We start from the raw sequence: 13420 nt of genomic DNA, 5'->3' as shown, positions 1-13420 counted from the left end.
TCGCAGCCGGGCGTCACCCCTCCTACATCCGTCCCGGTATCGTCACGGGGGAATTCGCAGCCCATGTTGTTTCGCAGTCTCACCCGGTTCGGTCTCGCCGCCGCGCTGGCGGTATCGGCCGCCTCGGCGGCCCTGGCGCAGGACCCCGACCGGATCTTCGACAAGTCCACGGTGTGGCGTCCGCTGACGCCGAACGACAAGCTCGTCGTCTACGGGATCGACGACCCGGCCGTCACGGGCGTGGCCTGCTGGTACACGCAGCCCGAGAAGGGCGGGATCAAGGGCACCCTCGGCCTCGCCGAGGACGTGTCGGACATCTCCCTCGCCTGCCGCCGGACCGGCCCGGTGCAGTTCAAGCAGAACAACCTCAAGCAAGGGGAGGTGGTGTTCAGCGAGCGGCGCTCGCTGATCTTCAAGTCGATGCAGATCGTCCGCGGCTGCGATGCGGCGCGCAACACGCTGATCTACATGGTCTATTCGGACAAGGTCATTCAGGGTTCGCCGAAGAACTCCACCTCGGCGGTGCCGCTGGCCCCCTGGGGCACGGAGCCGGCCGCCAAGTGCTCCGACTTCGTGAAGTGACAAGCCTGCCAATCAATCCTGGCAGGTGATGCGGATCGGGCGGTCGGCCGGCTTGGTGACGGCCGGCTGCTCGATGGCGCCGGTATACTCGTCGGCGGCGGCGGTGCCGTAGGAGCCGGCCGAAGCGAAGCCCTGGGATTCGCACCACGCGTTGGCGACGACCTGCCCGCACTCGCTGCCCGGCGAGGTCAGGCAATCGGCCACGCCGTAACCGTCGCTGGAGGGGATCAGGAAGGTCTTCTCGACATGGTTCGCCGCCACGCGGGGCGTCTCGCCGTCGCTGCCCGCGAGGGCCTGCCCGGCAAGGCCGAGCGCCGTCAACGCGGCAATGGCAAGGGATCCGGCAGCTTTGCGTCGCATGGGGTTTCCTCTGTCACGGGAACGGTGACGTGACGATCGCTGAGGGGACGGTCGGAGAGGAGCGTTAAGGAATCCTTACGCCTCTGCGTGGTCCCGCCGCCCGTCTCCCTTCTCGAAATCCTCACCCTTTTGCGTTAGCCCCATCGGGCGCCGAGCACCGTCGCGGCGGTGCAACAGGCGTGCGGGCCGAGCCCGGCGGATCGCCACGGTTTCGCCGCGCCGCCGCCGGACGGCCGCCTCGCCCCCTCTGGGCGAGGGGTCATTGGGAGATCGGTCGCGGGGCAGGGCGGCCGGGAGGAACGGGGTTTCATGGCGCCGATGTTGCGGCTCTACAACACGCTGACCGGGCAGAAGGACGCCTTCCGCCCGATCGATCCCGGCAACGTGCGCCTCTACGCCTGCGGACCCACCGTCTACGACGCCGCCCATATCGGAAATGCCAGGCCGATCATCGTCTTCGACCTGCTGTTCCGGCTGCTGCGCCACCTCTACGGGCCGGCGCATGTCACCTACGCCCGCAACGTTACGGACGTGGACGACAAGATCAACGCCCGCGCCGCCGAGCGCGGCATCACCATCCGCGAACTCACGGACGGGACGCTGGCGCAGTTCCACAAGGACGTGCGCGACCTCGGCATCCTGATGCCGGAGGACGTGAATCGTCCGGGCGAAAATCCGCGCTTCATCGAGCCCCGCGCCACCGATCACATTGCCGAGATGACGGCGATGATCGAGGGTCTGGTCGCGGCGGGCCACGCCTACGTGGCGGACGGGCATGTCCTGTTCGACGTGCCCTCGATGCCGGATTACGGCCGGCTCTCGAAGCGGCCCCTCGACGAGATGGAGGCCGGCGCCCGCGTCGAGGTCGCTCCCTACAAGCGCTCGCCCCTCGATTTCGTGCTTTGGAAGCCCTCGAAGCCGGGCGAACCCTCGTGGCCCTCGCCCTGCGGGATCGCGGCGCCGGGGCGGCCGGGCTGGCACATCGAGTGCTCGGCCATGTCGGCCAAGCACCTCGGCCAGACCTTCGACATCCACGCGGGCGGGATCGACCTCATCTTCCCCCACCACGAGAACGAGGTGGCGCAGTCGCGCTGCTGCTTCGGCACGCCGGTCATGGCCAACGTGTGGATGCACAACGGCTTCCTGCAGGTCGAAGGGGAGAAGATGTCGAAGTCCCTCGGCAACTTCATCACCATCCGGCAGGTGCTGGACGATTGGCCGGGTGAGGTCGTGCGCCTCAACATGCTGAAGACGCATTACCGCCAGCCGATCGACTGGACCCTGCGCGGGCTGGAGGAATCCAGCCGGATGCTGGACCGCTGGTACGCCACGGCCGGCGATGCCGAGCCGGCGGGCGGGATGCCCGAGAGCGTTCTCGCGCCCCTCCTTGACGACCTCAACACCCCGGCGGCCATGGCCGAGCTGCACAAGCTGACGGCGCCGGAAGCCCTGCGCGCGGCGGGCAACATCCTCGGCTTCCTCCGGCTGACCCGCTCGGAGCGCGAGGAGTCCCGCGTCGCCGCCTCCGGCATCGATGTTGCTGCGGTCGAGGCGCTGATCGCGGCCCGCAAGGAGGCGCGGGCGGCAAAGGACTGGGCGGCCTCCGACCGCGCCCGCGACGCCCTCGCGGCGATGGGCGTGGCGGTGAAGGACAACAAGGACGGCACCACCACCTGGACCGTCGCCGGCTGAGCGCGGATCACTCGGGAGCACGCATTTGCGCATCGTCGGTAGGGTCCGCCTGTGTCTCGCGGCGGCCATGGCGGTCTTCGCCGCCTCGCCCGGCCACGCCATCGACGGCGGGTCGGTGGCGGGCGGGGATGCCCTCGCCCAGGCCACGGTCGGACTCGGCACGATCACCAAGCCGGAGGACGCGCTGCGCCTCACCCGCTGCTCCGGCGTGCTCGTCGCGCCGGATCTCGTGCTCACGGCCGCCCATTGCGTGAACGGCGATCCCCTCGGCGCCCTCGTCGTGTTCTTCAAGGGCGGCAACCCAATTCGCCCCGTTTACGCGGCGAAGGTCGCGGCGCGTTACAGCCCCGATCCTGGCGAGATGCTGCCGAACGCGGCGCCGGACATCAGCATCGCCGACCTCTCCGTCGATCTCGCGGTGCTGCGCCTCACCGAGCCGGTGCGCGGCCGCCGCCCCGTGCCGCTGGCGAGCGACCCGAGCCGCGTGCCGAAGCACCTGCGCTTCGCGGGCGCGGGCCTCTCGCGCACGGGCGTCGGCCGCCTTCGGACGGCGGGGCTGACTCCCGTGGCCTCGACCAGCACTGGGCTGACCATCGCCCGCGTCGATGGCGGCGGCCGGATTTGCCTCGGTGATTCGGGTGGGCCGGTCGTCGCGACCGACCGGGGTGGTACCTACGTCTGGGGCGTGGCCAGCGCGGTCATCTCGCAATCGGCGCCTTGCGGCACCTACGTCATCGTCGCTCCGGCGGCGCAGGTGTTTACCGGGGCAGGGGTGCGATAGCGCCTCACCTGATGGTCTGGCCGAGGAGCCTGAGCGGCCCCTTCATCCCACCTGCGTCTTTGCTTCGCTGCACTCGCAAGGACGGAGGTGGTCGTCGCCTGTCCGGCCAGACTCTCAGGATGAGGTGCGAGGGTAGGAGCCGCCTCGACATGACCGGCCGCCGATCGGGAAGGGCTGGCCGGTTGCCCCGCCGCATCGACGCCATTGCTTCCCAAAAAAGTTAAGGCGCCCCCGCGCGGAATTCCGCTCGGGAGCGCCCGTTCTTCAACTCGATCGAGCCGGTGGACTCAGAGTCCGCTGAACTTGTAGTTAAGCCCGGCGCGGATGAGGTTGCCTTCGTTGGTCACCTTCGCCTTCAGGGTCTCGTCGATCTTGATGGTCCGGCGGCCGAGATCGTAGTGCAGGTATTCGACGCGGAGCGTGACGGCATTGCCCGCATTGTCGAACTGCGGCAGCGCGTACTCGATGCCACCGCCGGCGGCGTAGCCGGTTAGAATGCCGGCCTGCCGGAAATGCTTCATCGTGCCCGAGTCGACGTCTTTGACTTTGCCTTCCTGATACGTCGTCTCGGTCGAGGTATAGGTTCCGCGCGTCCGGATATCGGCCAAGGCCAGACCACCGGTTCCGTAGACGAGGAAGCGATCGAACGCGTACCCGGCCCGGCCGCGGACGGTGAAGAGCGCGTCGGTGGATGACTCTCCGACGTAGCGGTCGACGTAATTGAAAGAGACGTTCGGCAAGTTCGGCACCGTAATGGTGGACGTGCTTTCCAAGCTGCGCTTGCGGTGCAGGCCGACATATTCCGCGTCGGCCTCGGCGCCGAGAACGAGACCGTTGCCCGGAGTGAGTTGATAATTGTAGCCGAGTTGGCCGCCGCCGGTGAAGCTGTTGCTCTTCAGGTCGACCTTGTTGGCATTCAGCGCGGCGAACGTCGAAGCCAGGTCGGTGCTCGTGTTCGCGATGCTGTCGCGGCCGAGGGCGTATCCAGCATTCACGCCGGCATAGAGCCCGGTCCAGTTGAAGGCCGGCACCGGGGTGAAGACCGGCGGAGGAGCGGCGCGGCGCGGCAGGTCGGCAGCGAAAGAACCAGACGTCAGAAGTGCAGTTGCAACCAGTGATAGCGGAAATCTGTGCTTCATCTGTACCTTCCCCCTCGGCCAAACAATGCGCCGGATGCGCCGTTATAGGGCCTTGGTCCGGTAATGATGTTGCGCTTGTGCATCACATTTGGTATTAAAACCTATTCAATACATAGATATCCGATCAAAAGACTTTATTCTGAGGTATCTCGAGATAATAAGATTTGAGCGATATCGGCCGTTCACTGCACAATCTCGGAGACGGCTCGAATTAGTATCAGGGTGGCCTGGATCGGCTCAGACGCTTTGTCGTCGCTCGCAAGGACTGACAGGCGTGGTGATCCAACGGGGCCAGACATTGTTTCGGACGGCGCCGGCGACGATCGGGCCGCGCTGTGCCGTGTATGCAAAAACCCCGCCGGCCGAGGCCGACGGGGTCTGAAGCGTCCGGGTGGAGTATGAGGCGAATCGACCGCCATGCGCTCCTCGCCGTCCATCGGCTCGCGCAGCACGTAGCCGCGGCCCCAGACGGTCTCGATGTAATTCTTGCCCTGGCTGGCATTGGCCAGCTTCTTGCGCAGCTTGCAGATGAAGACGTCGATGATCTTCAACTCGGGCTCGTCCATGCCGCCGTAGAGATGGTTGAGGAACATCTCCTTGGTGAGGGTCGTGCCCTTCCGCAGGGAGAGGAGTTCCAGCATCTGGTACTCCTTGCCGGTGAGGTGGACCCGGGCGCCGCCGACCTCGACGGTCTTCTGATCGAGGTTCACGATCAGGTCGCCCGTGGTGATGACCGACTGGGCGTGGCCCTTCGACCGGCGGACGATGGCGTGAATGCGCGCCACAAGTTCATCCTTGTGGAACGGCTTGGTGAGATAGTCGTCGGCGCCGAAGCCGAGGCCCTTCACCTTGTCTTCGATGCCGGCGAGGCCCGACAGGATCAGGATCGGGGTCTTCACCTTCGCGACGCGAAGGTTGCGAAGCACCTCGTAGCCCGACATGTCGGGCAGGTTCAGGTCGAGGAGGATGATGTCGTAGTCGTACAGCTTCCCGAGGTCGATACCTTCTTCCCCAAGATCAGTCGTGTACGTGTTGAAGTTCTCGGACTTCAGCATCAACTCGATGCTTTGCGCCGTGGCGCTATCGTCCTCGATCAGAAGTACCCGCATCGTCGGTCCCCAGCCCAGCCGGCCGTATCAGTGCGCGCACACGTCCCCGTCGACAGCCTGCCACCGGCCTGTGGACAGGCGCCCCACCGCTCTTGACGTGAAACGCTATGAGTTAATCGTTAACAAAACCTGATTCCCGCCCGCAAGCTCTTACTTGCGCGATCGACCAGCTTGGCCGGAGAAAATTCCCCCGGCATCGCTGGTGGAACGCCCGTGCGTCCCCTCGACCGCGGCGCGTTTGGCCCACGACACGACACTAAGTGCTTCGGCCGCAACGATCCGGCGCGGAGGCGTCACCCGCCTGCCACACCCCGACGGTAATGCGTGGGGGAGGGCAGGAAAGTCGTCCCGGCACCAGGCCGCTACAAGCCCGATGACCGCAGTGTTAAGGAGGCGGGTAAACGAACCGTTGAGGACGAGGCCGTTGGCGAACGAGCCGGCAAGAACCGTTGCGAATTTGTCGGCGGCGATCGGCGGCCTTGAGCGGGTCGAAACGCTGTCGACCTACGGCCGCGTCGTGGCCATCCGGGGCCTTCTGGTCGAGGTCGCCGGGCCGGTGGCCGCGATGCGCCTCGGCGGGCGCCTCGATATCGAAGGCGCGGGCGGGCAGGGCACGATCCCCTGCGAGATTATCGGCTTCCAGGGGGACCGGGCCCTGGCCATGCCCTTCGGCTCCCTGGAGGGCGTGCGCCGGGGCTGCCCCGCCTTCGTCCGCGACGAGGCCGCCGGGGCGATCCGTCCCTCCGGCGACTGGCTCGGCCGCGTCATCGACGCCCTCGGAAGACCTGTGGATGGGCTCGGGCCGCTGACGCAGGGCGGGCAGATCTACCCGTTGCGGGCCGATCCGCCGCCCGCCCATGCCCGGCAGAGGGTCGGCGCGCCCCTCGATCTCGGCATCCGCTGCATCAACACCTTCCTTACGATGTGCGCCGGGCAGCGCATGGGCATCTTCGCTGGCAGCGGCGTCGGCAAGTCGGTGCTGCTCTCCATGCTCGCGCGCTACACGGCGGCGGACGTGGCGGTGATCGGCCTCGTGGGCGAGCGCGGGCGCGAGGTGCAGGAATTCCTGCAGGACGACCTCGGCGCGGCGGGCCTCGCCCGCTCCGTCGTCGTGGTCGCGACCTCGGACGAGCCGGCGCTGATGCGGCGCAACGCGGCCTACGTCACCCTCTCCGTGGCGGAGCATTTTCGCGACCAGGGCGCGCGCGTGCTGTGTATGATCGATTCGATCACCCGCTTCGCCATGGCCCAGCGGGACATCGGCCTCGCGGCGGGGGAGCCGCCCACGGCCAAGGGCTACACGCCCACCGTGTTCTCCGAATTGCCGCGCCTGCTCGAACGCGCCGGGCCGGGGGTCGGGGCCGGCACCATCTCGGCTCTCTTTACAGTGCTGGTCGAGGGCGACGACCACAACGAGCCGGTGGCGGATGCCGTGCGCGGCATCCTCGACGGGCATATCGTGATGGAGCGCTCCATCGCGGAACGGGGGCGCTACCCGGCGATCAACGTGCTGCGCTCGGTCTCGCGCACCATGCCGCGCTCCTGCGATCCGGCCTACCTTCCGGTGGTGCGCCGGGCGCGGCGGGTCCTCTCGACCTATGCGGACATGGAGGAGCTGATCCGGCTCGGCGCCTACCGCGCCGGCTCGTCCCAAGAGGTCGATGAGGCGGTCGCGCTCATGCCAGATCTTGAGGCTTTTCTGGGGCAGGGTAAGGAAGAAGCAACGTCCATCGGCGATGGTTACGCACGGCTCGCCCAGATCGTCGGGGGAGCCTGAACGAGTCGCGCATCGGGCGGCAATGGCCGGCGCGCACCGCGTGGAGTGAGCGTCCCTCAATGAAATCGCGTGACACGCTGATCCGCCTGCGACGCTTTCAGGTCGATGAGAAGCGTCGCCGCGTGACCCAGATCGAGATGATGATGGCGGACTTCAACCGCATGGCGACCGAACTTGATCGGGAAGTCGCCATGGAGGAGTCCCGCGCCGGAATCACCGACGTCGGTCACTTTGCGTACCCGACCTATGCCCGCGCGGCGGCGACCCGACGGGACAACATGCGCCAATCGGCCCAAGCCCTCGAAGGCCAGTTGGCCGAGGCGAAGGCCGAGCTCGGCGAAGCCTTCGAGGAATTGAAGAAGGTCGAGATCCTCGACGACCGCGAGCGGTCCGCCGAGCGCGCTGCCGAGAATGCCCGCGATCAGGCGGCCATGGACGGTATCGGCCTCAACCGCGCCCGCGCTTGAGGCTGCACGAAACCGTCACGATCGGATGACATGGGAGCGCGCCGGCAACCGGGTCCACCGGGTTGCGGCGCGCCGCTTAGTGGCGCATCAGGGGCCGTTCCCGAGGCGTCATCATCCATGAAGAAGCTCAGCGAGTTCCTCTGGCCGCTCATCGGCCTCGCGGCCGTCGTGATCTCGGGCTATTTCCTGTATCAGGAGCTCAAGACCACCTCGATCTCGGCGATCGGAGACGCAATCCTCGCGATCCCGCCGCACCGGATCCTGCTCGCCGCGCTCTCGACCCTCGTCGCCTACGCCGCCCTGGCCTGGTACGACCGGATCGCGCTGCTGCATCTCGGGGTGCGCCACATCTCGTGGCTGTTCGTCTCGCTCTGCTCGTTCACGACCTATGCGCTCTCGCACAACATCGGCGCCTCGGTCTTCTCCGGCGCCCTGGTGCGCTACCGCGCCTACACGGCCAAGGGCCTCACGGCGGCGCAGGTGGCGGTGCTCGTCGCCCTGTGCTCCTTCACCTTCTTCCTCGGCACGGTGTTCCTCGGCGGCCTGACGCTCGTCATCGACCCCGAACTCCTCACCCGCCTCGACGGCAAGCTGCCGAGCTTCCTCACCGATCCGAAGACCGCCTACATCGTCGGCGCCGGCATGCTCGGCTTCGTGGCGCTCTACGCGGTGGGCTCGATCCTGCGGCTCCGCCCGCTGCACATCCGCTCGTTCAAGCTGGAATATCCGCGCCCCGGCATCATGGCGCGGCAGCTGCTGGCGGCGCCCCTCGAACTGCTCGGCGCGGCGGGCATCATCTACTTCGCCCTGCCGGATGCCATGAACCCCGGCTTCATTCCGGTGCTTGCGATCTTCCTCGCCTCGTTCTCCGTGGCGCTCGCCTCGCACGCCCCCGGCGGCCTCGGCGTGTTCGAGATCGTGTTCATCACCGCCATGCACATCACCGACGCCGCCCAGAAGGACGCGGTGATCGCGGCGGTGATCGTGTTCCGCATCTTCTACTTCTGGATCCCGGCGCTGATCTCGATCGTCGTCGTGGTGGCCTTCGAGCGCTCCCGCCTCGCCGCCGCCATCGGCACGGCCGCCCATCCGAAGTCGCCCAAGCCCGTGCCGGAGGCGCCGGTCTCGGTGCCGGGCCTCGATGCCCACGAACTGGAGCGGGACCTCAAGCGCAAGGCGGTCTGAGCGCGCCTCAGGCGACGTCGCGCAGGCGGGGCGCCGGGGTGACGGCTTCGGCGGACACTCCGCCGCCCGCCCGCTTCACCCGGTACGACGCCTCGTCCGCCCGGCGCAGCAGGTCTTCCAATTGCGCCCCGTGCGCCCCGGCGACGGCGTAGCCGAGGCTCACACCGACACTGAGGCCGCGCCCGTCGATCCGCATCGGTTCGCGCAGCTGCCCGTGGATCCGGGCGGCCAGATCCTCGGCCTCCTCCGGCCGGCGGACGGCCCTCTGCAGCACCACGAACTCGTCGCCGCCCATCCGGGCCACCGTCGCGTCGGCCGGGACGGCGGCGACGAGGCGCCGCGCGACCTCGGCCAGGACGGCATCGCCCGCCGCGTGGCCGAAACGGTCGTTGATGCCCTTGAAGCCGTCGAGGTCCAGGCAGTGGATCGCCACCAACGGGTCGGTCTCGGTCTCGTGGCGGGCGAACGCCCGGCGCAGGCCGAGCCGGTTCTCCAGGCCCGTCAGCGGGTCGTTGCGGGCAAGCCGTGCCATCTCGATCCGCATGGCGACGTGCCGCACGGCGGTGGAATGGGCGTGGCGCACGCTCTCGAAGGAGCCGATCAGGAAGACGAGGAAGGTCAGGGCGATCACCCGGTGGGGCGTGTCGTCCCACAACGCCGCCGCGACGACGGCCGGCACGCCCGCCACGAGCAGCGAGATGATCGCGATGCCGGGCCGAACCGACACGCGGGCGACGACCCCGGAGCCGTAGCCGAACAGCATCCCGGTCGCGAGCAGCTGAAGCTGGATGTCGGACTGGTGGAAGACGACGAAGGCCACCGCGCCCACCGCCGAGGCCATCCCGACGGTCACGATGAGATGCGCCGCCTCGAACCGCGCGGTCATCCGCGCATCCGGTATGCCGGTTCGGGCCATGCGGACCTGCACCGCCATCAGCACCAGCTTGCCGAGGCAGGCCAGACCGCCCCAGATCGCGGCGGCCAGCAGCAGATCCGCGCCGATGGCGGCATGGACGAACAGGCTGACGCCGACCAGCGTCACGCCCATGATGCTGGTGGGAATGAGGGAATAGGCGAGGTCCGCCACGAGCAACGCCCGCACTTCCGGCGTCTCGCGAAACGAGTCCTGGCGGGTGATCTCCACGGACGGACCCTCAAACTGCGCGCAACGGTCGATGCGGCCGAGTAGCCACCCTACGTATTAAGGATTGATTTCTAGGATATAGACACGGTTAAATTGTGATAAGTCTCTTCAACTCGTTGTTGTGCTTGCACCGATGCGGCGCATATTGCCGTATCCCGGCCTGACAAGAAACGGTTCTCAGATGGATCCGACCGTCCGCAGCCGGGCGCGGGGATGGATCTCGGCTTGGCTCATGACGGGGGTCTCCCGGCGGAACCGCTCGATGATCGAGCGCACGAAGGGCCGGGACTGCGCCGAGGTCACGAGGACCGGCATCTCGCCCATGCGCGCGGCCGATTCGAACCGGTCGCGCACGGCGTTCACGAACTCCGAGAGCTTGGAGGGCTGCATCGCGAGGTAGCGCTCCTCGCGCTCGCCGATGATCGAATCCGCGAAGGCCTGCTCCCAGGCGGGGGACAGGGTGACGATGGGCAGGGCACCGTCCGGCCCCTGGTACTGGGCGCAGATCTGCCGGCCGAGGCGGGCGCGGACATGCTCCACCACGTCGCGCGGGTTCTTCACGCCCCCGGCGACCTCGGCGATGCCCTCCACGATGGTGCCGAGATCGCGGATCGAGACCCGCTCGGCGAGGAGGAATTGCAGCACGCGCTGGATGCCGGTGGTGGAGATCTGCGACGGGCAGACCTCCTTGAGCAGGTCGCCGTGCTCCTTCGGCAATTCGCGCATCAGCTTCTGCACCTCGACATGGTTCAGAAGCTCGGAGACATGCGCCTTGATGACCTCGGTGAGGTGGGTCGAGACCACCGTGGCGGCATCCACCACCGTGTAGCCCTTGAGCTGCGCGTCGTCGCGCAGGGAGGCGTCGATCCAGGTCGCGGGCAGGCCGAAGGTGGGCTCCAGCATGTGCTGGCCGGGCAACTGCACCTGCCCGCCCATCGGGTCCATCGCCATGAACTGGCCAGGGAAGATCTTGCCCGTGCCGGCCTCGATCTCCTTCACCCGCACCACGTAGGCGTTGGCATCGAGCTGCACGTTGTCGAGGATGCGCACGGAGGGCATCACGAAGCCGAGTTCGGCCGCCAGCTGTCGGCGCAGGGCCTTGATCTGGTCGGTGAGCCTGTCCTGCCCCTCGCCGTTCACCAGCGGCAGCAGGGCGTAGCCCATCTCCAGTTTCAGGTCGTCGAGCTTCAGGAGGTCGGTGACCGTCTCCTCCTTCGCGGCGGCGCCGCCGGGCGCGGCCTCCACCGGCATGCCCTGCGCATCGACGGCGGGCGCCTCCTTGGCCGTCTTGTTGAGCTTCCAGGCGGCGTAGCCCGCTCCCCCGCCGAGCAGCAGGAAGGGCAGGATCGGCATGCCGGGCAGGAGGCCGATCAGCAGCATGACCGCCGCCGACATGCCGAGGGCTTTCGGGTAGTTGGCGAGCTGCTTGCCGAGCGCCTTGTCGGCGGCGCCGCGCACGCCGGCCTTCGAGACGAGGATGCCGGCCGCCGTCGAGACGATGAGCGCCGGCACTTGGCTCGCGAGCCCGTCGCCGATGGTGAGCAGGGTGTAGCTCTTGGCGGCGTCGCCGAAGCTCAGCCCCTGCTGCGCCACGCCGATGATGATGCCGCCGATGACGTTGATGAAGGTGATGAGCAGCGCCGCCACCGCGTCGCCGCGCACGAATTTCGAGGCGCCGTCCATGGCGCCGAAGAAGGCGGATTCCTCTTCGAGGGCGGCGCGGCGGGCCTTGGCGACCTTCTCGTCGATGAGCCCCGCCGAGAGGTCGGCATCGATGGCCATCTGCTTGCCGGGCATCGCATCGAGGGTGAAGCGGGCCGCGACTTCCGCGATGCGCCCCGATCCCTTCGTGATGACGACGAAGTTCACGATGATCAGGATCGCGAAGACGATGATCCCGATCAGGAAGTTGCCGCCCATCACGAACTGGCCGAACGCCTCGATGACGTGGCCGGCGGCGGCGGTGCCCTCGTGCCCATGGCCGAGGATCAGCCGCGTCGAGGCGAGGTTCAGGGCGAGCCGCAGCATCGTCGCGATGAGCAGCAGGGTCGGGAAGACGGTGAATTCCAGCGGGTTGTCGATCGACAACCCCACCATCATGATCAGCACCGACAGGATGATCGACACCGCGAGCAGCAGGTCGAGCAGCACCGACGGCAGCGGGAAGATGAGCACCGCGAGGATGCCGAGCACGCCCGTCGCGAGGAGCAGGTCCGACCGCCGCGACAGCGCCTGAAGGTCGCCCCGGCTCGGCAGGCCGATCTGGCCGAGGAACGCCGCCGCGCCGCCGATCCCCCCACCCGTCGGCGTGGCCACCTCGCTCATTCCGCTCCCCCGCCGGGCCACGCCCGTCCCACCCGGCAAGATTTGCCGGGCAGATGGTTAGCGGCCCGTTAACCGGAACCGCGCGGCGCCCCGGGGTTTGACCGGGCAGGATCGAAGGAGGCCCCATGCCGGACCGCGCCGTCACCGCCCTGTTCGAACGCTACGCGGATGCGCAGGCCGCCGTGGAGCGCCTCGAAGCCCTCGGCATCCCCCATGCCGACATCGCCATCGTCGCGAGCCATTCTTCCGATGCGCCCGACGTCTCGGCGCCCGGCACCGCTCCGGTGGCCGGCGAGGCCGAGGCCAACGCTGCTGGGACGGCGAATGCGGGAACGGCCGGGACCGGCGCCACGGTCGGCAGCCTTCTCGGCGGCGGCGCGGGGCTGCTGGCCGGGCTCGGGATGCTCGCCGTGCCGGGCGTCGGGCCGGTGGTGGCGGCGGGCTGGCTCGTCTCGGCCCTGACCGGCGCGGGGATCGGCGCGGCGGCGGGCGGGCTCGTCGGAGGGCTCACCGGAGCCGGCATGAACGAGGCCGAAGCGGCGGCCTATGCGGAGGGCGTGCGCCGGGGCGGCACCCTTGTGACGGTACGCAGCGAAGCGGGCCGGGCGGATCAGGTGATCGCGGCGCTCAAGGAAGCGGGCTCGATCGATCTCGATGAGCGGGCCGAGGGCTGGCGCGCCGAAGGCTGGACCGGCGGCACCGCCGGGGACGAGACCGGCAAGGCGCCGCATCAGGTCTTCGGCGGCAACCGGTCCTAGTGCATCGATCCAGACGAAGGCCTCGGCCGTGTCTGGAAAAATTGATGCAAAAACAAACGCTAGGGCAGAGACGCATGAAGGGAGTGAGTGCGTCGCTGCAC

At 68.1% G+C, this 13420-nt stretch carries 11 protein-coding genes and 1 pseudogene; 7 read left to right on the top strand and 5 right to left on the bottom strand.

Features of this window, described 5'->3' with window-relative positions; translation table 11 throughout:
• Positions 1-63: 63 nt before the first annotated feature.
• The gene (locus ACXJ1Y_RS13140) at positions 64-582 is read left to right on the top strand and encodes a CreA family protein (RefSeq protein ID WP_463846692.1); all 519 of its coding nucleotides are present in this window, start codon (positions 64-66) and stop codon (positions 580-582) included.
• Positions 583-594: 12 nt separating this feature from the next.
• Here the strand turns inward: ACXJ1Y_RS13140 and ACXJ1Y_RS13135 are convergent, their stop codons facing one another.
• On the bottom strand, positions 595-942 hold the full coding sequence (locus ACXJ1Y_RS13135) for a hypothetical protein (RefSeq protein ID WP_342164164.1): 348 nt from the start codon (positions 940-942) through the stop codon (positions 595-597).
• A gap of 309 nt (positions 943-1251) precedes the next feature.
• On the opposite strand from ACXJ1Y_RS13135, the gene cysS reads away from it, so the two are divergent.
• Both cysS and ACXJ1Y_RS13125 read left to right on the top strand, forming a co-directional pair.
• Positions 1252-2634, top strand: a complete 1383-nt coding sequence (gene cysS, locus ACXJ1Y_RS13130) for a cysteine--tRNA ligase (RefSeq protein WP_463846691.1) — start codon at positions 1252-1254, stop codon at positions 2632-2634.
• A 25-nt stretch (positions 2635-2659) separates the two neighbouring features.
• Positions 2660-3415 (top strand): trypsin-like serine protease, encoded by a 756-nt coding sequence (locus tag ACXJ1Y_RS13125; RefSeq protein ID WP_463846690.1) that lies wholly within the window; start codon positions 2660-2662, stop codon positions 3413-3415.
• Positions 3416-3702: 287 nt separating this feature from the next.
• Here the strand turns inward: ACXJ1Y_RS13125 and ACXJ1Y_RS13120 are convergent, their stop codons facing one another.
• Positions 3703-4554 (bottom strand): outer membrane protein, encoded by an 852-nt coding sequence (locus tag ACXJ1Y_RS13120; protein WP_463846689.1) that lies wholly within the window; start codon positions 4552-4554, stop codon positions 3703-3705.
• A 410-nt stretch (positions 4555-4964) separates the two neighbouring features.
• Positions 4965-5663, bottom strand: a pseudogene (gene ctrA, locus ACXJ1Y_RS13115) (response regulator transcription factor CtrA); the annotation flags it as partial.
• Between the two features lie 424 nt (positions 5664-6087).
• Between ctrA and fliI the strand changes: the two are divergent.
• The 3 genes from fliI (at position 6088) to ACXJ1Y_RS13100 (ending at position 9092) form a co-directional block, all read left to right on the top strand.
• Positions 6088-7440, top strand: a complete 1353-nt coding sequence (gene fliI / locus ACXJ1Y_RS13110; RefSeq protein WP_463846688.1) for a flagellar protein export ATPase FliI — start codon at positions 6088-6090, stop codon at positions 7438-7440.
• Between the two features lie 59 nt (positions 7441-7499).
• Positions 7500-7907: a flagellar export protein FliJ gene (gene fliJ, locus ACXJ1Y_RS13105; protein ID WP_243954966.1), complete on the top strand. Its 408-nt coding sequence runs from the start codon at positions 7500-7502 to the stop codon at positions 7905-7907.
• 117 nt (positions 7908-8024) lie between these two features.
• Entirely contained in the window at positions 8025-9092 is a 1068-nt protein-coding gene (locus ACXJ1Y_RS13100; RefSeq protein ID WP_463846687.1) for a lysylphosphatidylglycerol synthase domain-containing protein, read from the top strand.
• A 7-nt stretch (positions 9093-9099) separates the two neighbouring features.
• Here the strand turns inward: ACXJ1Y_RS13100 and ACXJ1Y_RS13095 are convergent, their stop codons facing one another.
• Both ACXJ1Y_RS13095 and flhA read right to left on the bottom strand, forming a co-directional pair.
• On the bottom strand, positions 9100-10236 hold the full coding sequence (locus ACXJ1Y_RS13095; protein WP_463846686.1) for a diguanylate cyclase domain-containing protein: 1137 nt from the start codon (positions 10234-10236) through the stop codon (positions 9100-9102).
• Between the two features lie 177 nt (positions 10237-10413).
• Positions 10414-12561: a flagellar biosynthesis protein FlhA gene (flhA, locus tag ACXJ1Y_RS13090; protein WP_463846685.1), complete on the bottom strand. Its 2148-nt coding sequence runs from the start codon at positions 12559-12561 to the stop codon at positions 10414-10416.
• A 125-nt stretch (positions 12562-12686) separates the two neighbouring features.
• On the opposite strand from flhA, the gene ACXJ1Y_RS13085 reads away from it, so the two are divergent.
• Entirely contained in the window at positions 12687-13319 is a 633-nt protein-coding gene (locus tag ACXJ1Y_RS13085) for a hypothetical protein (RefSeq protein WP_463846684.1), read from the top strand.
• Positions 13320-13420 lie beyond the last annotated feature (101 nt).

This window comes from Methylobacterium sp. TK26 (assembly GCF_055361565.1).
Note: the sequence above shows the minus strand (reverse complement) of the source record. Positions and strands in the feature narration are given on the sequence as shown.

Bases quoted from the DNA above. Each gene is read 5' to 3' on its own strand.
- ACXJ1Y_RS13140 (WP_463846692.1), top strand. From the start codon at position 64: ATGTTGTTTCGCAGTCTCACCCGGTTCGGTCTCGCCGCCGCGCTGGCG.
- ACXJ1Y_RS13135 (WP_342164164.1), bottom strand. From the start codon at position 942: ATGCGACGCAAAGCTGCCGGATCCCTTGCCATTGCCGCGTTGACGGCG.
- cysS (WP_463846691.1), top strand. From the start codon at position 1,252: ATGGCGCCGATGTTGCGGCTCTACAACACGCTGACCGGGCAGAAGGAC.
- ACXJ1Y_RS13120 (WP_463846689.1), bottom strand. From the start codon at position 4,554: ATGAAGCACAGATTTCCGCTATCACTGGTTGCAACTGCACTTCTGACG.
- fliJ (WP_243954966.1), top strand. From the start codon at position 7,500: ATGAAATCGCGTGACACGCTGATCCGCCTGCGACGCTTTCAGGTCGAT.
- ACXJ1Y_RS13100 (WP_463846687.1), top strand. From the start codon at position 8,025: ATGAAGAAGCTCAGCGAGTTCCTCTGGCCGCTCATCGGCCTCGCGGCC.
- flhA (WP_463846685.1), bottom strand. From the start codon at position 12,561: ATGAGCGAGGTGGCCACGCCGACGGGTGGGGGGATCGGCGGCGCGGCG.
- ACXJ1Y_RS13085 (WP_463846684.1), top strand. From the start codon at position 12,687: ATGCCGGACCGCGCCGTCACCGCCCTGTTCGAACGCTACGCGGATGCG.